Raw genomic sequence first — 19,103 nt, 5'->3', positions numbered from 1 at the left:
AAGCCTCTTCGGCTTACTCGAACCGCCCGCTGGCATGGGCCAGCATCGTGTAGACCTTGCCGGTTTCCGAGGTCAGGTAGGTCTTCGCCACCATCGAGTCGCGGTCGTCCTTGGCCGCTTCGCCGAGCAGGCGCTCGAACTCGTCGATGTAGCGGTCCACCGTCTCCTTGAACTCCGCATCACGCCGATACTTCCGGCGCATTTCGTCGAAGGTCTGCTGGCCCTGCAGCGTGTAGAGCCTGCGGGTGAAGACGTTGCGCTCCCCGCGCTTGTAGCGGTCCCAGAGCTCGACGGCGGCGTCGTGGTCGATCATCCGCGCGATGTCGACCGACAGCGAGTCCAGCTTCTCGATGGCATGCGTCGTCGGCTTGCTCAGCTCGGGCGTGCCGTCCTCGCGCGAGGCGCGGGTCAGCAGGTCGGAGAGCCAGCCTGCCTTGGCGGGCTGCTGCGGCGCATTGTCCGGCTGGCGGCGCGCAGCGTCGCGGGGCTTCTCCGGGGCGGGAGCAGGGGCTGCCCGCGCCGGGGCCGGTGCCGGCTCCTGCCGCGCCTCGGGCCGGGGCGCCGGGCTGCGCGGCGCGGGTTCGCCGGCATCGAGCGACGGCCGCAGGGCGGGCTCTTCGGTGGCTGCAGCCTTGGAACGCGGCAGCGGCAGCGGCGGGATGAAGGACGGCTGCTGCGCCGGGGCAGGGGAAGCCACGGCCGCGGCGACGGCTGCCGTCGTGTTCCGGCGGCTGGTCGTCGTGGTTGTCGTCGCCATCTGGTCGAGCGGCAGCGAGACGTCGCCGCGCCGGCCGGCCCGCGTCACGATCTCCGTGAGGTCGTTCAGCGCCTTGATCTGCTCGGCCACGACCCGGCGCATCTGCGAGGTCGATTCCTGGGCCTCCTGCGGCAGCTCGATGACGCCGCGCTTCAGCTCGGAGCGGGTCGCCTCCAGCTCTCGCTGGATTTCCGTGGTCACGCCGCGCATGTCCTGCGCCGCCTTCTGGAAGCGCTCCGTTACCTTGGCGAGCTCGCCGCCGATCTCGCTCGAGACCTGCGAGTAGGCTGCACGCAGCGCCTCGGCCGTGCGCTCCCGCTCCTTGCCCGATGCGGTCTTGATGGTCTCGTACTGCTGCGCAATGGCACGCGTCGTCTGGTCGGCCGAGTCGGAGAGCACGGCGCTGATCTGGCGGGCCCGTTCCTCGGCGCCGCCGAGAGACTCGTCGATCAAGGCCGCGAAGGAGCGGGTGATCGCTTCGACGTCTTCGGTGCGATGGGCGATCAGGCCGTGGAGCTGCTCCAGCGAGTCGCGACGCTCGGCGAGCGCCCGGCCGACACGGCCCTCGATCTGCTCCAGACGGCCAACCACGGCCGAAAGCGCGGCGGCGCTGGCCTCGGTCGCCTCGTGCAGCGAGCCGCCGCGGTCGTCGAGCCGGCCGATCAGCGCGGCCGTCTCGCTCAGCGTGCCTTCCGAGAAGTCCTTGAGCTCGGCGATCTGCGAGGTGACGTGGCGCGAGGCGTTGGAAGCCTCCGTCATCACGCCGCGCAGCACGTTCTGCAGCTCGCCGACGCGCAGCGACAGGCTGTTCTCGACGGCGTGGAGGCTCTTGTTCGTGCCGCTGACGACCTGCTGCATCATCGCGTTCGCCTCGTCGAGGCGGCCGAGCATGCCGCCCAGCTCGTCGCGAAGCTGCTCGTTGGTGCCGACCAGCGCATCGATGGACTGCCGCGAGCCGTTTTCGAGCGTCTGGCGCAGCGAGTTGGTCGAAGCCTCGACGGCGTTGGCGATCGCGGTGCCGCGGTCGCGCAGGCCGAGGATGATGGCATCGCCGCGGTTCTGCAGAGCCTTCACGACCGTGTCGCCGACCGTGGCGAACTCGCTCGCGAGCGCCTCGCCGCGCTGGTTCAGCGCGGTGATCAGGCCGCCGCCCTTGTCGTCGAACAGGCTGCGCAGTTCCTGCGTCCGCTCGGACAGCGCCGCGGAGATCGTTTCGGAGCGTCCCTGCAGCGCGGTGGCGATCTCGTTGCCACGCGTGTCGAGCGTGTTGGAGACGGTGTCGAGCCGGTTGACCACGCGCTCCTCGAAGCGCGCCACGCTCTGGTCGAGCGTGTCGGCGATCTGCAGGGCGCGGCCGCCGAGCGTGGCGTTGATCGTGTCGGCCTTGTCGCTGAGCGTGCGCGTGAGCGACTCGCTCTTGGAGGTGACGGCTGCGCCGATCTCGTCGGCCTTGGCGGCGAGAGCGCGGGTGACCTCGCGGCCGCCCTCGGCCAGCACGCGGGCGATGTCGACCGTGCGCTCGACCAGCGCCTCGTTCAGCGCCGTGGCGCGGGAGCCGAGGCTGCCGTCGATGCGCGCGATCAGGCTGTCGAGCGTGCCGGCGATCTCGGCGCTCTTGGCGCCCGAGCGGTCCTCGAACAGCGTGATCTGCGCTTCCATCGCGTCGGCCGCCTCGCGTGTGCGGTCGGCGAGGAGCTGGGCGGCCTCCAGCGCGCGGGCGCCGGCCTTGTTGGCGAGCGAGGCACCGTCCTCGGCGATCAGCTTCTCGACCTGCGCCATGGAGGCGTTCAGCGCCTGCGTTAGCAGCGCCGCGTCGCGGGCGATCTTGGTGGTCAGCGCGCCGCCTTGCTGGAGGATGAGGCCCTCGAAGCTGCGCAGCCGCTCGCTGAGCGCTGCCTCAACCTCGTGGCCGCGCTCGTCGAAGAGCTTGGTCAGCGCATCGTGATGGCCGGCCAGCGACTCGTTCAGCGCCTGGGCGCGGCCCTCGACCGAGCGCAGCATCGACTCGGCATTGGCCGCCAGCGCCTCGTTGACGCGCCCGCCCTGCTGGGTCAGCGCCTTCACGATGTCCCGGCCCGTGTCGGCGAGCAGGCCGCGCGCCTCGTCGGCATGGACGGTGAAGGTCTCGCGCAGCCCCTGCGTCGCGGCGGTGACACGGTCGGCGATGTCGCGGCCATCGACATTGATGGTCTCGGTGAGGTTGCGGGTAGCGTCGCCCAGGCGGCGCGCCAGCTCCTCGCTCTGCCCGCTGACGCTGGAGAGGAAGCCGGCCTGCTGCTGCTCCAGTGCGCCCTGCGCAGCTTCGACGCTCTCGGTGATGCGGGTAGCGAGCGCCAGGCCGCGTTCGTCCAGCCGCTGGTCGATGCTGTCGCCCGTCTCGGCGAGGCGGGAGATGAGCGCGTTGCTGCGCTCGGACAGGATGCCGTGCACCGAGCGGCCGACATCGGCGACGCGGCTCGCCAGCGCCTGGCTCTCGTTGCCGAGCAGATCCTTGATCTCGAGCCCGGCCTGCGAAACCTTGACGGTCATCGCGCCGGCCTGCTCTTCCAGAAGGGCGCTGACGCGCATGCCGGTCTCGGAAAGGCCAGAGGTCAGGCGCTCGCCTTCGCCGCGCAGTCGGGCCTCGACGGTGTCGACGGCGCCCGCAACACTGGAGACGAGGGCTTCGCTCTGGTCGCCGACGAGAGCGGCGAGCTCGCGGCCGGCGTCCGAAACGCGGCCGATCAGCCTCTCGGTCTGCTGATCGAGCAGGCCGTGGACCGTCTCGCCGGTCTCGCCGAGGCGATCGACCAGCTGGCCGCCCTGCTCGGTGAATAGGCCGTGCACCTGGCCGGCGACTTCGGTGATGCGGCTCACCAGCGTGTCGCCATGCGTGCCCATGAGGTTCTGGACGCTCTCGCCGACCTCGGTGATGCGGCTGACCAGGGTTTCACCATGGGTGCCCATGAGATTCTGGACACTTTCGCCGGCCTCGGTGATCCGGCCGACCAGAGTATCGCCCTGGCTGCCGATGAGGTTGTGGATGCTGCTGCCGGCCTCACTGAGGCGGCCGACGAGCGTGTCGCCCTGGCTACCGATGAGGGTCTCGATGTTCGTGCCGACCTCGCTGAGGCGGCCGACCAGCGCATCACCATGGTTGCCGATGAGGGCATGGACGCTGTCGCCGACCTCGGTGAGCCGGGTGGCGATCGCCTCGTTCTGGCGGCTGAGCAGCCCGTTGACGCCGCGGCCGACCTCGGCGAGCCGGGTGGTGACGCTCTCGCCTTCTTCGGCGAGCGTGCTGCGCAGGGCCTCGCCCGATTCCGACAGTCGCTTCTGCAGATCGACGCCCTGCGTCTCGATCAGCGAGATCATGCTGCGGCCGCTCACCTCGAAGCGCTCGGCAGCTTCCGTGCCGCGCGCCGAAATGTCCTGGGAGAGCGTCTCGCCCGTGGCCTTCAGCGTCTCGTTGACGCTCTCGATGCGCGAGGTCAGCGTCTGGGCCACCTGCATGCCGGTCTCGTTGATGGCGCGCGTGGCCTCCTGCGCACCATTGGCGAGGTTCTCACTCAGCGCGGTGCCGGTGCGTTCCAGCGAGCCAGCGATCTCCTGCGCGCGGCCGTCCAGCATCGTCGAGAGGTTGTCGCTCGCCCCGGCCAGCCGTTGGGACAGTTCGCCCGACGAGATCTGCAGCCGTTCGACCAGCTCGTGGCTCCGCCCGCCGATCTCCTCGATCATGCGCTCGCCGGCGCGACCGAGCGCCAGGGTGATCTGGTCGCCCTTGGCGCCGAGTGAGCCGGTGACGCGGTCTCCGGCCTGCGCGACGGCGTCGGCGATGGCGCGGCTGGCGCCGTCGAGGTCCTTGGACAGGCCTTCATGCGCGCCGCTGATGGCGAGCTTCACGCGCTCGGCATTGCCGACGACGGCCTCGCGCTGGGTGACGAGTTCGTCAATCAGCGAGCGCAGTCGGATCTCGTTGTCGGCATAGGCGCGCTCGAGCGTCGAGATCTCGCCGCGCACGATGGTCTCGAGTTCGCCGGCGCGCGCCACGGCGCGCTCGATGCCGTCGCCCATGGCGGCGACCTCGCGGCGGATCGTCTGGCTGAGCGACAGCACGGTGTCGGCGCCAGCCACCTCCGGCTCGGCGAGCCTCAGCGCCACTTCGGTCATGGCGCGGGAGATCAGGCGCATTTCCTGCGTGCGCCGATAGAGCGCCGCCAGGACGAAGAAGAATACGATCGGCGCGCCGATGGACAGCGCCAGCAGCGTCCATTCGCCGACGCCAAAATTGGCGACCGGCTCGGGCAGGCCGTTGGTGAAGGAGCCGAAGCGGCCGAACAGCACGAAGGCGGCGCCGCCGAGCCAGGTCAGCGAGGCGAGCGCTGCAAAGACATAGGGCTTGCGCGAGGTGCGGGCAGAGAAGGCATGGACCAGCGAGCTGGAATCCCGGCGGTCGTCATTGGCGACGCGGCTGGCGTCGGGCGCGAGCGCTGCGCTCGCGCGGGGGGATGCCTGCTGGGTCTGTTGCGAGGGCGGAGCGACAGGCGCAACCGGCGGCGCGATCACGGGAGCGGCAGGCTCGACGCGAGGCAGCTCGAGCTTGAGGTCGTTCTCGCTGGTGGAGGGCAGGCGCGGTTCGGCGTTGACGGGCGTCTCCGCCTCGTCCGTGGCAGGCTCGGCCTGGGGCTGGTCGAGCCGCAGTGCCTCCTCGATCGCCGACATCGCAGCTTCAGTGGGGTCCTGGAGCTTCTTGGGTCGATTCATGGTTGCCGCCTCGCCACGCTACTGATGATGGGCACGACGCAAACGCCCGGTCGCCCCTGCCGCCTCTGGCCGGGTTGAACGGAAACACTGCACCCATCATTTACCAAATGAAAGGGTAGTGGAGCCCCGGACCCTTGGAAACCCATTTAAGCGCGCGATTCACAAACGTCGTTAACGCCTCGTTCACCATGGAAGCGCTTGTTTGAGGGCGAGGAACGGCTCTTGCAGCCGCCCGATATGTCCGGCCTAGGACGCCAGCCGAAGGGGCAGGTTCGAGGGCTTTCGGATGTTTCATTTCTAGAGTTCGCTTCACGAGTTCTCGCATGACCCAGCAGGCTATCGATACCGCGCATCTTTCCCGCCAAACCGGCGGCGACCACGAACTGGAGCGTGAGTTGCTGACGCTCTTCGTCCAACAATGCGCCGCCCATCTGCGCACGATCCACGGCAGCGCCGACCGGCAGGCCCGGATGGATGCGGCCCATACGCTCAAGGGCGCGGCGCTGGCCGTCGGCGCCTGGCAGGTCGCGGAGGCGGCGGACCGCATCGAGCTCAGCCTGGCGGAGCCCGGCCAGTCCCTCGCGGACAGCGCCATGGACGCCCTGGCGCTGGCGGCGGCCGAGGCGAGGGCGGTCGTTGCCCGCTTCGATTGCGCGGCCTGACCTTCAGGCGCTGAGGGGCGCTGCGGCGCCAAATGCCGTTCCGCGCCGCTTTGAAATCCTCTAAGCGGAGCTCTGAACGCCCCGCCGGAGTCCTCCATGCCGAACATCACCTACATTGACGCTCACGGCGAGAGCCGCACCGTCGCGGCGGACGCCGGTTCCACCGTGATGGAGACGGCGATCCGCAACGGCGTGCCGGGCATCGAGGCCGAATGCGGCGGCGCCTGTGCCTGCGCCACCTGCCACGTCTATGTCGACGAGGCCTGGGTGGAAGCCGTCGGCGGGCCTGAGCCGATGGAGCAGGACATGCTCGACTTCGCCTTCGATGTCCGCCCGACGTCGCGCCTCTCCTGCCAGATCAGGGTCAGGGACGATCTCGACGGCCTCGTCGTGCGCACCCCGGCGCGCCAGGGCTAAGGGGGAAAGACCCCAGACCTGCGCGTGCCGCAGCGCCCCATTTGCATTTTGCGCTGGATCATGGCGCTGGCGCTGCCAAACTCCAGAATGGTTGCACAACCAGCCCAGGAGCTTGCGATGTACAAGTCAATCATGGTTCCCGTCGATCTGGCGGAACCCGAACTGGCACAGCCGGCCATTGAAGCCGCGGTGTCCTTCGCCAAGATCTCGGGCGGCACCGTGCGGCTCGTCTATGTCCGTTCGCTGATCCCGGTCACCTACATGGAATTCGTGCCGGCCGACTTCGATGCCGAGCAGCAGCAGGACGCCGAGGCGAAGCTCGCCGAGATCGCGGCCAAGGTCGATCTGCCGCCGGAGCAGGTTTCCGCCAAGGTTCTGATCGGCTCGGTGCATGGCGAGGTTCTCGCCGAGGCCGATGCCAGCGGCGCCGACCTCGTCGTCATTGCCTCGCATGAGCCGGGCATGCTGGCCTTCGTGCTCGGCTCGAACGCCTCGGCCATCGTGCGGCGCGCGCATTGCTCGGTGCTGGTGGTGCGCTGAGGCCTCTTTCTGCGTCATATTCGGGCTTGCCCCGGGCATGACGGACTCATCCGTTAGCGCTTCGGCTGCCACCTTCTACCGCAAGGGGAGAAGGAAAGGCCGCTTTGCTCCGCCCGGGAATGACGGTGAGCGTCAGCCCTCGCGCCCGGGCACCAGCTCGTCGGGAACCTCGCCGGTCTTCAATTCCCGAGGCCGGTTGAGGCTGACGAGCGGCCAGACCTGCCAGAACGCGACGGCGACCAGAAGAACGCCGAGCAGCGCGGCGTTGGTCAGGCCCTGATGCAAGGCGCGCAGCGTGAAGACCGCCAGCATCGCGAAGCACAGAGCGCCGACCAGCGCGGTGGCGATCCAGATCGCCCGCGGCCTGCCCGCGACGAAGCGGGCTCGGGGATTGGCCCGCGCGATCGCGGCCGAAAGCGCGGTGACGAAGCGGTGATAGCGCGCGTCGTCCCGATCGAGATCGGTGAGCGAGCGCCATGACAGGTTGCCGAAGGTCACGGTCTTGCCGTCGCTTAGTCGGAGCTGCGTCCTGAAACCCTTCGACGAGACGTTGCTAGGCGCATAGAGGAAGCGCACCTGCTCGACCGCCCTCAGATCGACGTTGTCGACCCGGCGCGTGCGATCGACCTGCAGCCTGTCTCCGTCGAGCTTGTAGCCGATCTCCATGCCGACCGGCCGCGGCCTCTGGCGCCAGCTCGGGGCGCCGTCTTCGTCGTTGTCCATATCAGCCATTGTCAGCGTGCCAGAACCTTCATCGCGCCGTCGAGCCCGTCCAGGGTCAGCGGGAACATCCGTCCGCCCATCAGTCCGCCGATCTGCCGGATCGACTGGGTATAGTTCCAGAGATGCTGCTGGACCGGATTGAGCCAGACCGACTTCGGGAATTTTGCGGTCAGCCGCTCCATCCAGACCTGGCCGGCCTCCTCGTTCCAGTGCTCGACCGAGCCGCCGGGCATACCGATCTCGTAGGGGCTCATCGAGGCGTCGCCGACGAAGACGAGCCGGTAGTCGGCCGGGTAGGTCCGCAGCACGTCCCAGGTCGGGATCTGCTGCTCCTGGCGGCGCCGGTTCTCCTTCCAGACCCGCTCATAGGGGCAGTTGTGGAAGTAGAAATGCTCGAAATGCTTGAACTCGGCCCGCGCCGCCGAGAACAGCTCCTCGGCCAGCTCGATATGCCAGTCCATCGAGCCGCCGACATCGAGGAAGAGCAGCACCTTCACAGCGTTGCGCCGCTCGGGGCGTAGCTTCACATCGAGATAGCCGTGGCGGGCCGTCTCCGAGATGGTGTTGTCGAGATCGAGTTCCTCGGCCGCGCCGGTGCGGGCGAAGCGGCGCAGGCGCCTCAGCGCGATGCGCATATTGCGCACGCCGAGTTCGCGCGTGTCATCGAAATCCTTGAACTCCCGCTTGTCCCAGACCTTCACCGCCCTGAAGTTGCGGTTCTTGTCCTGGCCGATGCGGACGCCCTCGGGGTTGTAGCCATAGGCGCCATAGGGCGAGGTGCCGGCCGTGCCGATCCATTTGCTGCCGCCCTGGTGGCGGCCCTTCTGCTCTTCGAGCCGCTGCTTCAGCGTCTCCCAGAGCTTGTCCCAGCCGAGCGCGTCGATCTGGGCCTTCTCCTCGTCGGTCAGGAATTTCTCGGCGAGCTTGCGCAGCCATTCCTCGGGGATGCCGGCCTGCTCGATCGCCTGTCCGAGCGTCTCCAGCCCCCTGAACACCTCGGCGAAGACCTGGTCGAACTTGTCGAGATGGCGCTCGTCCTTCACCAGCGTGGCGCGGGCGAGATAGTAGAACTCATCGACCCGGTGCTCGGCGAGATCGGCTTCCACCCCTTCGAGCAGCGTCAGATATTCCCGCAAGGTCACGGGGACCTTGGCTGCGCGCAGATCGGTGAAGAGGCGAAGGAACATGCGGGCGCGTCATTCTCGGGCGGAGCGTAGCGTGGACCCGAGAATCTCGTCGAAGAGATGCTCGGGTCAAGCCCGAGCATGACGATGGGGGCAAGCAGCGTCCGCATTTCATGAGCGAACGCTGCCTGATCCCGATCGTGGGCTTACGCCACGGCGTCGGCGAGGTCCTTGGTGACCTTGAACTTCACGACGGTCTTGGCCGGCACCTTGATGGTGGCGCCGGTCGAGGGATTGCGGGCCTCGCGAGCCTCGCGCTTGGCGGCGGAGAGCTTGCCGATGCCGCCGAGCGTGATGTCGTCGCCCTTCTTCAGGGTCTTGGCAACGGTGGTGCCGAGGGAAGCCAAGATGGCGGAGACGTCCGCCTTGGTCTTGCCGGTCTCTTCCGCGATGGCGGCAATCAGTTCGTTCTTCGTCATTGGTGCCTCCTTGAGAAGGTGCTTTTTTCAGGCGTCGCGCACGACTACGGCCGTCACCCCTTTGCGGGAAAGGCGGCCGCAACGCTCCAAATCCGCGGCGCGCAGGCTCGCAGTTGCCATGGTTACCGCAGAAATACGATGCCCGCGGCGGTAGATACGCACAGAAAACGGCTTCGTTCCGGCGGTTTTGATGAGATGGCCGCCTTATTGGCGGCGAGAAGCCGGCATTTTGGAGAACGCCGACTTAACGGCGGCGCGATGATTCGCGCATCTTGGCGGCGACGGGCGAGCCCGCCACCGCCCGGGTCGGGGTCCGATCAGGCTTGAACGCCGTCGACGTACCAGTCCATCTTGGAGAGGATCTCGTCGGAGGCCTTCTCGCCGGCCTTGATCCGCACTTCGCCCTTCTGGTCCTTGAGCTCGCCGGTGAAGGGGTGGAGCGTGCCGGCGACGATGCCCTTCTGGACTTCGTCCGCCGCGGCGCGCGCCGCCGGCGTCACCGCGTCGTTATAGGGCGCGATCTTGACGAAGCCGTCCTTGATCCCGCCCCAGACGTCGCCGGACTTCCAGCTGCCGTCCATGACCTCCTTGACGCGCTTGATGTAGTAGCCGGACCAGTCGTCGACGATGGCCGAGAGATGCGCCTTGGGCGCGAAGGCCCTCATGTCCGAAGCCTGGCCAAAGGCGAAGACGCCGCGCTGCTCGGCCGCCTGCAGGGCCGCGGCGGAGTCGGTGTGCTGGGTGATCATGTCGGCGCCCTGGTCGATCAGCGCCTTGGCGGCGTCGGCCTCCTTGGCGGGGTCGTACCAGGTCGAGGCCCAGATCACCTTGGTCTTGAAGTTGGGGTTCACCTTCTTCGCAGCGAGGTGGAAGGCGTTGATGCCCATCACCACCTCCGGGATCGGGAAGGAGGCGATGTAGCCCGCCTGGCCCGACTTCGACATATGCCCGGCGATCGTGCCGATCACGGCGCGGCCCTCATAGAAGCGGGCATTGTAGGTCGCGACGTTCTCGGCGCGCTGATAGCCGGTGGCGTGCTCGAACTTCGCCTTCGGGAACTGCTTGGCCACCTGGATGGTCGGGTTCATGAAGCCGAAGGAGGTGGTGAAGATCAGCTGGTTGCCGGCCTGGGCGAGTTGACGGATGGCGCGCGCGGCGTCCGGCCCTTCGGCGACGTTCTCAAGGAAGCTGGTCTTCACCTTGCCGCCGAATTCCTTTTCGACCGCGAGCCGGCCCTGGTCGTGCGTCCAGCTCCAGCCATGGTCGCCGATCGGCCCGACATAGATGAAGCCGACGCCGAGCGGGGCCTGCGCCTGAGCGCCGCGGCCCACGAGCGGCAGGGTCGAGGCAGCGGCCGCGCCGAAGGTCAGCCTGCGGCGGGTGATGATGCTGGTCATGGGTACAACTCCTGTTGTTCAGTTCGGCCGTCACGTCGCCGAGAAAGGCTTGCCGAGGCAGGCCGGTGCGTCGAGCCGGCCGGTCCTTCGTCCTATCGACATCATGGTCAGAACCGCAATCGTCGCAAGGTAGGGGGTCATCGCCAGCACTTCCGGCGCCAGCCAGTTCACGCCCGCCGCCTTGGCCTGGAGCTCGAGCGTCATCACGGCGCCGAAGAGATAGGCGCCGACGAGCAGCCTGCCGGGCTTCCAAGCAGAGAAGACCACGAGGGCCAGCGCGATCCAGCCTCTGCCCGCGGTCAGCCGCTCGGCCCACATCGGGGTCAGCGCCAGCGAGAAATAGGCTCCGCCCAGCCCGGCCAGCGCCCCGCCGAAGGCGACCGCCGCATAGCGGATGGCGATGACCGGATAGCCGATGGCATGAGCGGAGGCATCGTTCTCGCCCACTGCGCGCAGGATCAGGCCGGATCGCGTCCGGCGTAGGAAGTAGCCGACGCCGATGATGAGCGCGAGCGAGAGATAGACGAGGATGTCGTGCCCGAAAATGGCGCGCAGCCAGGGATGCTCCGACAGGCCGGCCGGAAAGATCGGCCCCAGGCGCGGAATGGTGCGCCCGACGAAGCCTGCTCCAATCAGCGACGAGGCGCCGATGCCGAAGATCGTCAGCGCGAGCCCCGTCGCGACCTGGTTGGCGTTGAGCGAGAGCGCCAGCACCGCAAAAACCATCGCCGCGGCGACGCCTGCAAGAAGTGCGGCGAGGAGGCCAAGCGTCGTGCTGCCGCTGGAGAAGGCGACGGCGAAGCCCGCGACCGCGCCGCAGAGCATCATGCCCTCGACGCCGAGATTGAGCACGCCCGCCTTCTCCGCGACCAGCTCGCCCAGCGCCGCGAGCAGGATCGGCGTCGAAGCCGCGACCAGCGTCATCAGGATCGAGACGAGGATGGCGGTGGTCATGCGGCCCTCCACTTGAAGGCGATCCGCCAGCGCACCAGCACGTCGGTCGCCAGCAGCATGAAGAGCAGCAGCGCCTGGAACAGCCCAGTCGCGGCCTGCGGCAGCCTCACCGTGGATTGTGCGATCTCGCCGCCGACATAGGTTCCCGCCAGCACGATGCCGCCAAACACGATGCCCAGCGGATGCAGCCGCCCGAGAAAGGCGACGATGATTGCGGTGAAGCCGTAGCCGACCGGGAATTGCGGCGTCAGCTGCCCGAAGGGGCCGGCCGCCTCGAACAGCCCCGCGAGCCCCGCGAGCGCTCCGCTCAACAGGAGTGTCGCCCAGGTGGTGCGCCCCGCGCTGAAGCCGCCATGGCGCGCCGCCGCCGGCGCGAGCCCGACGACCTTCACCGCATAGCCAGCGATCGTCTTCTCCATCGTCAGCCAGGCGACGACGGCGAGCAGCAGTGCGGCCGGGATGCCGAGATGGACGAGCGAACCCTCCAGCATGATCGGCAGCGTCTGGTCGGCCGTGAACATGCGTGTCTGCGGGAAGTTGAAGCCGTCCGGATCCTTCCAGGGGCCGCGCACTAGGTAATAGAGGAACTGCACTGCGACATAGGTCAGCATCAGGCTGGTCAGGATCTCGCTGACCTGCAGCTTCACGCGCAGGAAGGCGGGGATCGCCGCCCAGGCCATGCCGCCGAGGATGCCGGCCAGCACCATGGCGGGCAGGATCCACCAGCCGGTCATCTCGTAGGTCAGGAGCGCGACGCCGGTGCCGGCGATGGCGCCCATGATGTATTGCCCCTCGGCGCCGATGTTCCAGACATTGGCGCGGAAGCCGATGGCGAGGCCGAGAGCGATCATGACCAGCGGCGCGGCCTTCACGCCGATATCCGCCCAGCGTTGCGGCTCGAGGAAGGGCGTCAGGAAGATGCTCTCGACCGCGTGGCAGCCGTCATAGCCCATGGCGGTGAAGACGATCATGCCGAGCAGCATGGTGAGCGCGATCGCGATCAGCGGGCTCAGCCACAGCATCAGGGTGCTCGGCTCGCGCCGGCGGCGCCATTCAAGCATGGGCGGCCGTCTCCGCGCCGTGGATGCCGCCCATCATCAGGCCGATCTCGTCGATGCCGAGGCTCGCGACCGGGCGTGGCGCCGACAATCGCCCCTCGTTGATGACGCAGAGCCGGTTGGCCAGCTCCAGCAGTTCGTCGAGGTCCTGGGAGATGACCACGACCGCCGAGCCTTTGGCGGCGAGGTCGACGAGCTCCTGCCGGATCGCGGCTGCCGCGCCCGCATCGACGCCCCAGGTCGGCTGCGAGACGACCAGCACGGCCGGCTGCTGGCCGATCTCGCGGCCCATGATGAACTTCTGCAGATTGCCGCCCGAGAGCGAGCGGGCGAGCGCGCCGTTGCCGGTGGTGCGCACGTCGAAGCGCCTGATCACGTCGTCTGCAAAGCGCTGCACCATGCCCCGGCTGATGAGGCCGAGCGGCGCCAGCGGCAGGCGGTGGCGCGCCGTCAGGATGGCGTTCTCGGCCAGCGAGAAATCTGGCACGGCCGCGTGGCCGTTGCGCTCTTCCGGCACACAAGCCAGCCCGGCTGCCCGTCGCGCACCCGCGCCTTCCAGCCCGATCGGTTTGCCGTCGAGACTGATCGCCTCGGCTTTCGCCGCCAGCCGCTCGCCCGAGAGCGCCGTCAGCAATTCCGCCTGTCCGTTGCCGGCAACGCCGGCGATGCCGAGGATCTCGCCGGCCCGCGCGTCGAAGGAAATCTCTTCGAGGTCCGTGCCGAAGGGCGGCTCGCCCGGCAGGGAAAGCCCGCTCACGCTGAGCCGCACGACTCCCGCCTCGGCCGCGTTGCCATGCTCGATCTTGCGCAGCTCGGCGCCGATCATCAGCTCGGCCATGCGCTTGGTCGTCTCGACCTTGGGGTCGCAGCTCGCCACGACGCGCCCGCCGCGCAGGATGGTGGCGCCGTCGCAGAGCGCTTTGATCTCGGAGAGCTTGTGCGAAATGTAGAGGATCGAGCAGCCGCCCAGTGCGATCTGGCGCAGCGTCGCGAACAGCCGCTCGACCTCCTGCGGCGTCAGCACCGAGGTCGGCTCGTCCATGATCAGGAGCTTCGGCTTCTGCAGCAGGCAGCGCACGATCTCTATGCGCTGCCGCTCGCCGACGGAGAGCGTATGCACCTCACGGTCGGGGTCGAGCGGCAACGAATAGGATTCGAGGATCGCTGCGACCTGGGCCTTCAGCGCCTCACGATCCACCGCCTCGTCGAGCCCGAGCGCGATGTTCTCGATCACTGTCATCGCGTCGAACAGCGAGAAATGCTGGAAGACCATGCCGATGCCGAGCTTGCGCGCCGCCTTCGGCGAAGGGATCGCGACGGGCGCGCCGTTCCACGAGATCGTGCCCTCGTCGGCCTGCTGAACGCCGTAGATGATCTTCACCAGCGTGGACTTGCCGGCGCCGTTTTCGCCGAGAAGCGCGTGAATCTCGCCCGGCGCGACGCTGAGGCTGATGTCCTCATTGGCCTTCACGCCCGGGAAGCTCTTGGAGATATGGGCGAGCGCCAGCCGCGGCGGCACGGTCTGCTCACGCGGCTGATTCATGTCTCGACCGTCTCCCCTTCGCCGGCTGCCTGCTGCCAAGCAAGCAACGCACCAGCTCCCCCGCCGTCAAGGCCGCGATCACCTCCGGGCGCTTGTCGTCCACATCCGCTCCGCCGATTGGGCAGGTGAAGCGGGCTAGCGCCTCGCGCCGGCCGCCCGCGCGCAGGAAGCTCGCTTCGAAGCGGGCGCGCTTGGTGGCGGAGCCGATCATCCCGACATAGGCCGCATCGCCTCGCGCCAGCGCCGCCTCGGCCAGCCGGTAGTCCAGCGCATGGCTGTGCGAGAGCACGACGAAGGCGCTGCCTTCCGGCGCGCTGGTCGCCGCATCGACGGGATCGGCCATGCGGATGCAGGTGACGCAGGCCGGCAGCCCGCTCATCACGTCGTCGCGGTCGTCGATCAGCGAGACGGCGAAGGGCAGGGGCGCCAGCGCCTGCGCCAGCGCTCGGCCGGTATGGCCCGCGCCGAAGATCAGCACCGGCGGCCGGGCCAGGGCCTCCGCCTTCTCGCTGGCGGCAATCAGGGCGATCTCGGCTGCGGTGGCGTGGCTGAGCGAAACCCGCACCCGCCCGCCGCAGCACTGGCCCATCTGCGGCCCGAGCGGGATGTCGAGCCGCTGGTCGGTGGCGCCGGTCGCGAGCATCTGCCGGGCGAAGTCGATGCAATGGAATTCGAGCTGACCGCCGCCGATCGTCCCGGCGATGGCGCGCGCGCCCACGGCCATCGTCGCACCAGCCTCGCGCGGGGTGGAGCCCTCTGCTGTTTCGATCCGCACCAGCACGATGCCCTCGCGGCGATGGGCGGCGAGGAAGGTGGAGAGGCTCATGATGCCACCCCCGCCCTGACACGCTCCACCGCGTCCAGCACGCGCTCCGGCGTCGCCGGCGCATCGAGGCGCGGGCAGACCCGGTAATCGCCCACGCTCGCCACCGCATCCGACAGCGCGTGCAGCACAGAGATCGCCAGCATCAGCGGCGGCTCGCCCACCGCCTTCGAGCGATGGATCGTCGGCTCGCGGTTGGGGGCGTTCTCCAGCAGCTCGACATTGAAGATACGCGGCCGGTCGGAGGCGACGGGGATCTTGTAGGTCGAGGGCGCGTGGGTCGAGAGCCGCCCCTTCTCGTCCCAGACCAGTTCCTCGGTGGTCAGCCAGCCCATGCCCTGCACAAAGCCGCCCTCGATCTGCCCCTTGTCGATGGCGGGGTTCAGCGACTGGCCGCAATCATGCAGGATGTCGACGCGCTCGACCTTGTATTCCCCGGTCAGCGTGTCGATGGCGACTTCGGCGGCAGCCGCGCCATAGGCGAAATAGTAGAAGGGGTGGCCCCGCCCGGCCTTGCGATCCCAATGGATCTTCGGCGTGGCGTAGAAGCCCGTCGCCGAAAGCTGGATGCGCGCGATATGGGCCGCCTGGACAAGCTCCCGGAATGCGATTTCGCGCGTGCCGATCCGAACCCGGCCCTGCAGGAAGGCGATGTCCTCCGGCCGCTCCTGCCAGTGCTTCGCGGCGAATTCCGTCAGTCGCTTCTTGATCGTCTCGCAGGCGTCGAGCGCCGCCATGCCGTTGAGATCGGAGCCGGAGGAGGCTGCGGTGGCCGAGGTGTTCGGCACCTTGCCGGTGGTCGTTGCGGTGATCTTGACCTGTTCGAGCCCGATGCCGAAGGCCTGCGCCACCACCTGCGCGACCTTGATGTAGAGCCCTTGCCCCATCTCGGTGCCGCCATGATTCAGCGCCACCGTCCCGTCCGTATAGACATGCACCAGCGCGCCCGCCTGGTTGAACCAGGTCGCGGTGAAGGAGATGCCGAACTTCACCGGCGTCAGCGCGATACCGCGCTTGATGATGGCGCTCTTCGCATTAGCCTCGCGGATGGCCGCCCGCCTTGCCTGATAGTCGCAGCGCCGTTCCAGTTCCGCGATGACATGGCCGGCGATGTTGTCCTCGACCGTCTGGTGATAGGGCGTGACGTCCCGACCCGGCTCGCCATAGAAGTTGCGCTTGCGCACCTCCAGCGGGTCGAGCCCGGTGGCGTAGGCGACTTCCTCGATGAAGCGCTCGGCGCCGACCATCCCCTGCGGCCCGCCGAAGCCGCGGAACGCGGTGTTCGAGCAGGTGTTGGTGAAGAGTGGTTCCGAGCGGGCGCGCACCGCCGGGTAGAAATAGCAGTTGTCCATGTGGAACAGCGCACGGTCCGTCACCGGGCCGGAGAGATCGGCGTTCCAGCCGCAGCGCGCTGCGTAAGTGGCATCGACCGCATGAATGCGGCCGTCCTCGTCGAAGCCTATCTCGTAGTCGCAGACGAAGTCGTGGCGCTTTCCCGTGATCGCCATGTCATCGTCGCGGTCGGGCCGCAGCTTCACTGGACGCTTCAGCCCGCGGGCTGCGACCGCCGCGACGCAGGCGAAGAGATTGGCTTGCGTCTCCTTGCCGCCGAAGCCGCCGCCCATGCGCCGGACCTCGATCGTCACCGCATGCGAACCGACGCCGAGCACGGCGGAGACCATGTGCTGCACCTCGCTCGGATGCTGGGTCGAGACGAAGACGTGCATGTCTTCATCCTCCCCCGGCACGGCGAGAGCGATCTGGCTTTCGAGGTAGAAATGCTCCTGCCCGCCGATCGCCATCGAGCCCTTGAGCCGACGCGGGCTCGCCGCCAGCGCCTCTGCGACATCGCCGCGCTCGAGCTTCAGCGGATCGGTGACGAGCGCTCCCCCCGCCGCCCGCGCCGCCGCGATGTCGATCACCGGAGCGTCCTCGGCATAGTCCGCTTCGGCGAGCGTCGCGGCATGGCGCGCCTGCTCGCGCGTCTCCGCCACCACGGCGAAAAGCGGCTGGCCGTGGAACAGGATGCGATCCGTGGCGAAGAGTGGCTCGTCATGCCGATGCGTCGAGGAGATGTCGTTGACGCCCGGAACATCCTGCGCCGTCAGCACGGCGACGACGCCCGGCGCGGCACGGACCGATGCGAGATCGAGCGAGATCAGCCTGCCATGCGCGATGGTGCTCAAGCCGAGATAGGCATGGAGCATGCCTTCGGGTGCGGCGATGTCATCGATATACACCGCTTCGCCGGCGACGTGCTTGGCTGCGGAATCATGCGCCAGCGAGCCGCCGACCGGGCCGGATTCCGTGGCGATGTCGAGTTTGCGGCGTGCGTCAGCCATGGGCGGCCTCCGCCAGCAATCCGGCGACCCGCGTCTGCGTGTCGGCTTGCGTCGTCTCGATCAGGAAACGGCGCAGCAGGTTACCGGCAATCCTCAGTCGATACTGCGCCGAGGCGCGCATGTCGTCGAGTGGCGTGAAATCGCGAGGCAGGGCGGAAATGGCGGCCGCGACCGCCTCCTCGCCCCATGGCTGGCTGATCAGCGCGGCCTCCGCGGCCTTGGCCCGTTTCGGGATGCCGGCCATGCCGCCATAGGCGAGCCTTGCCTCGCTCACACGCCCATCGGGGCCGAGCCGCAGCCGGAAGGCGCCGCAGACGGCCGAGATGTCCTCGTCGAAGCGCTTCGACACCTTCGAGACATGGAACAGGGCGCCGTCAGGCAGCTTCGGCACCAGCACGGCCTCGACGAACTCGCCCGGCCGCCGGTCCTGCTTGCGGTAGTCGAGGAAGAAGCTTTCGAGCGGGAGGGCTCGGCGCTCGATTTCGCCGCCATCCACGCGGCGGGCCAGTAGCAGCGTCGCATCGAGCGCGATCAGGGCCGGCGGCAGATCCCCGATCGGCGAGCCATTGGCGATGTTGCCGCCGATCGTGCCGGCATTGCGCACCTGCTCGCCGCCGAAGCGGCGCATCAGCTCGTCGAGCTGCGGAGAAAGCCCGGCCGCCGCCTCACGGACATCTACATGCGTCGCCATGGCGCCGAAGCGGAGGTGCTCGCCCTCGTCGCTGATCGCGCGCAGCTCTTCGACCCGCCCGAGATAGATGACGGGGTCGAGCCGCTTCATCCCTTTCGTCACCCAGAGCCCGACATCGGTCGCACCCGCGACCAGCGTCGCCTGCGGATGGGCGGCCACGAGTTCGGCCAGCGCGGAGAGCGTCGCGGGCGCATAGAAGCGGCGGCCCTGTCCTTCGAGCGCCAACGTTTTGCTATCCTGCAAGGCCGAGAGCTTGGCGGCAGTCGCCACACGCTGCTTCAGGAAGGGGTCCGTCTCGGGCGGCGCGATCTCGTCCATGCGCCGGCCGGCGGCGATGATCGGCTCGTAGCCGGTGCAGCGGCAAAGATTGCCCGCGAGCGCGTCCTCGATCCGCCCGATGGAGGGTTCCGTCTCGTTCAGTCTCAGCGCGAGCAGCGACATCACGAAGCCCGGCGTGCAGAACCCGCATTGCGAGCCATGGCACTCCACCATCGCCTGCTGGACTGGATGCAGGCCGCCATCCTCGGCCTTGAGATGCTCGACGGTGAGAAGCTGGCAGCCGTCCAGCGTCGGCAGGAAGCGGATGCAGGCGTTGATCGCCTCATAGCGCAGCAGGCCCCGGTCGAGGTGGCCGACCACGACCGTGCAGGCGCCGCAATCGCCCTCGGCGCAGCCTTCCTTGCTGCCGGTCATCCGCCGTTCGAGGCGCAGCCAGTCGAGCACCGTCAGCGTCGGATTACAGGCGTCGATCTCGACCGGCTCGTCGCCGAGGAGGAAGCGCAGCGTCTTACGCATTCCGCTCGCTCCGCTCGCGTCGTCTTCTCATGCCCTCAGATTAGGCATGATCCTG

The 19,103-nt window shown here is 68.3% G+C and carries 14 protein-coding genes; 3 read left to right on the top strand and 11 right to left on the bottom strand.

All coding sequences use genetic code 11. From position 1 onward, the window contains the following. Positions 1 to 13 precede the first annotated feature (13 nt). The gene (locus BoBH3_RS22220; protein WP_262333035.1) at positions 14 to 5,500 is read right to left on the bottom strand and encodes an apolipoprotein A-IV repeat region-like domain-containing protein; all 5,487 of its coding nucleotides are present in this window, start codon (positions 5,498 to 5,500) and stop codon (positions 14 to 16) included. A 323-nt stretch (positions 5,501 to 5,823) separates the two neighbouring features. Between BoBH3_RS22220 and BoBH3_RS22215 the strand changes: the two genes are divergently transcribed. From BoBH3_RS22215 to BoBH3_RS22205, 3 genes are all read left to right on the top strand, one after another. Further along, positions 5,824 to 6,162: an Hpt domain-containing protein gene (locus BoBH3_RS22215; RefSeq protein WP_262333034.1), complete on the top strand. Its 339-nt coding sequence runs from the start codon at positions 5,824 to 5,826 to the stop codon at positions 6,160 to 6,162. A gap of 96 nt (positions 6,163 to 6,258) precedes the next feature. Then, positions 6,259 to 6,579, top strand: a complete 321-nt coding sequence (locus tag BoBH3_RS22210) for a 2Fe-2S iron-sulfur cluster-binding protein (RefSeq protein ID WP_262333033.1) — start codon at positions 6,259 to 6,261, stop codon at positions 6,577 to 6,579. Positions 6,580 to 6,696: 117 nt separating this feature from the next. After that, entirely contained in the window at positions 6,697 to 7,119 is a 423-nt protein-coding gene (locus BoBH3_RS22205; RefSeq protein ID WP_262333032.1) for a universal stress protein, read from the top strand. 132 nt (positions 7,120 to 7,251) lie between these two features. On the opposite strand, the gene BoBH3_RS22200 is transcribed toward BoBH3_RS22205, so the two are convergent. From BoBH3_RS22200 to xdhA, 10 genes are all read right to left on the bottom strand, one after another. Beyond that, the gene (locus BoBH3_RS22200) at positions 7,252 to 7,842 is read right to left on the bottom strand and encodes a hypothetical protein (RefSeq protein WP_262333031.1); all 591 of its coding nucleotides are present in this window, start codon (positions 7,840 to 7,842) and stop codon (positions 7,252 to 7,254) included. 11 nt (positions 7,843 to 7,853) lie between these two features. Beyond that, positions 7,854 to 9,029 (bottom strand): vWA domain-containing protein, encoded by a 1,176-nt coding sequence (locus BoBH3_RS22195; protein ID WP_262333030.1) that lies wholly within the window; start codon positions 9,027 to 9,029, stop codon positions 7,854 to 7,856. 143 nt (positions 9,030 to 9,172) lie between these two features. Beyond that, on the bottom strand, positions 9,173 to 9,445 hold the full coding sequence (locus tag BoBH3_RS22190) for an HU family DNA-binding protein (RefSeq protein ID WP_262333029.1): 273 nt from the start codon (positions 9,443 to 9,445) through the stop codon (positions 9,173 to 9,175). A 317-nt stretch (positions 9,446 to 9,762) separates the two neighbouring features. Further along, positions 9,763 to 10,842 carry a BMP family ABC transporter substrate-binding protein gene (locus BoBH3_RS22185; protein ID WP_262333028.1) on the bottom strand — a complete coding sequence of 360 codons (1,080 nt, stop codon included), beginning with the start codon at positions 10,840 to 10,842 and terminating at the stop codon, positions 9,763 to 9,765. A gap of 30 nt (positions 10,843 to 10,872) precedes the next feature. Next, positions 10,873 to 11,796, bottom strand: coding sequence for an ABC transporter permease (locus BoBH3_RS22180; RefSeq protein ID WP_262333027.1), 924 nt, complete (start codon positions 11,794 to 11,796; stop codon positions 10,873 to 10,875). After that, positions 11,793 to 12,857, bottom strand: a complete 1,065-nt coding sequence (locus BoBH3_RS22175; RefSeq protein ID WP_262333026.1) for an ABC transporter permease — start codon at positions 12,855 to 12,857, stop codon at positions 11,793 to 11,795. Before BoBH3_RS22175 ends, BoBH3_RS22180 begins: the two co-directional genes overlap by 4 nt. Further along, positions 12,850 to 14,397, bottom strand: coding sequence for an ABC transporter ATP-binding protein (locus BoBH3_RS22170; protein WP_262333025.1), 1,548 nt, complete (start codon positions 14,395 to 14,397; stop codon positions 12,850 to 12,852). The genes BoBH3_RS22175 and BoBH3_RS22170 overlap by 8 nt, the downstream gene beginning before the upstream one ends. After that, entirely contained in the window at positions 14,381 to 15,223 is an 843-nt protein-coding gene (xdhC, locus tag BoBH3_RS22165; protein WP_262333024.1) for a xanthine dehydrogenase accessory protein XdhC, read from the bottom strand. The genes BoBH3_RS22170 and xdhC overlap by 17 nt, the downstream gene beginning before the upstream one ends. Further along, a complete protein-coding gene (gene xdhB / locus BoBH3_RS22160; RefSeq protein ID WP_262333023.1) occupies positions 15,220 to 17,562 on the bottom strand; it encodes a xanthine dehydrogenase molybdopterin binding subunit in 2,343 nt (780 codons plus the stop codon). The genes xdhC and xdhB overlap by 4 nt, the downstream gene beginning before the upstream one ends. After that, positions 17,555 to 19,048: a xanthine dehydrogenase small subunit gene (gene xdhA / locus BoBH3_RS22155; RefSeq protein ID WP_262333022.1), complete on the bottom strand. Its 1,494-nt coding sequence runs from the start codon at positions 19,046 to 19,048 to the stop codon at positions 17,555 to 17,557. The genes xdhB and xdhA overlap by 8 nt, the downstream gene beginning before the upstream one ends. Positions 19,049 to 19,103: the final 55 nt, after the last annotated feature.

The organism is Allobosea sp. BH3, from assembly GCF_025499465.1.
Lineage (GTDB): Bacteria > Pseudomonadota > Alphaproteobacteria > Rhizobiales > Beijerinckiaceae > Allobosea.
The sequence above is the reverse complement of the archived record's forward strand: the minus strand, read 5'-3'. Positions and strand labels throughout refer to the sequence as shown.

Bases quoted from the DNA above. Each gene is read 5' to 3' on its own strand.
- xdhA (WP_262333022.1), bottom strand. From the start codon at position 19,048: ATGCGTAAGACGCTGCGCTTCCTCCTCGGCGACGAGCCGGTCGAGATC.
- xdhC (WP_262333024.1), bottom strand. From the start codon at position 15,223: ATGAGCCTCTCCACCTTCCTCGCCGCCCATCGCCGCGAGGGCATCGTG.
- BoBH3_RS22205 (WP_262333032.1), top strand. From the start codon at position 6,697: ATGTACAAGTCAATCATGGTTCCCGTCGATCTGGCGGAACCCGAACTG.
- BoBH3_RS22175 (WP_262333026.1), bottom strand. From the start codon at position 12,857: ATGCTTGAATGGCGCCGCCGGCGCGAGCCGAGCACCCTGATGCTGTGG.
- BoBH3_RS22220 (WP_262333035.1), bottom strand. From the start codon at position 5,500: ATGAATCGACCCAAGAAGCTCCAGGACCCCACTGAAGCTGCGATGTCG.
- BoBH3_RS22185 (WP_262333028.1), bottom strand. From the start codon at position 10,842: ATGACCAGCATCATCACCCGCCGCAGGCTGACCTTCGGCGCGGCCGCT.
- BoBH3_RS22180 (WP_262333027.1), bottom strand. From the start codon at position 11,796: ATGACCACCGCCATCCTCGTCTCGATCCTGATGACGCTGGTCGCGGCT.
- BoBH3_RS22210 (WP_262333033.1), top strand. From the start codon at position 6,259: ATGCCGAACATCACCTACATTGACGCTCACGGCGAGAGCCGCACCGTC.
- BoBH3_RS22190 (WP_262333029.1), bottom strand. From the start codon at position 9,445: ATGACGAAGAACGAACTGATTGCCGCCATCGCGGAAGAGACCGGCAAG.
- BoBH3_RS22170 (WP_262333025.1), bottom strand. From the start codon at position 14,397: ATGAATCAGCCGCGTGAGCAGACCGTGCCGCCGCGGCTGGCGCTCGCC.
- BoBH3_RS22215 (WP_262333034.1), top strand. From the start codon at position 5,824: ATGACCCAGCAGGCTATCGATACCGCGCATCTTTCCCGCCAAACCGGC.
- BoBH3_RS22200 (WP_262333031.1), bottom strand. From the start codon at position 7,842: ATGGACAACGACGAAGACGGCGCCCCGAGCTGGCGCCAGAGGCCGCGG.
- xdhB (WP_262333023.1), bottom strand. From the start codon at position 17,562: ATGGCTGACGCACGCCGCAAACTCGACATCGCCACGGAATCCGGCCCG.
- BoBH3_RS22195 (WP_262333030.1), bottom strand. From the start codon at position 9,029: ATGTTCCTTCGCCTCTTCACCGATCTGCGCGCAGCCAAGGTCCCCGTG.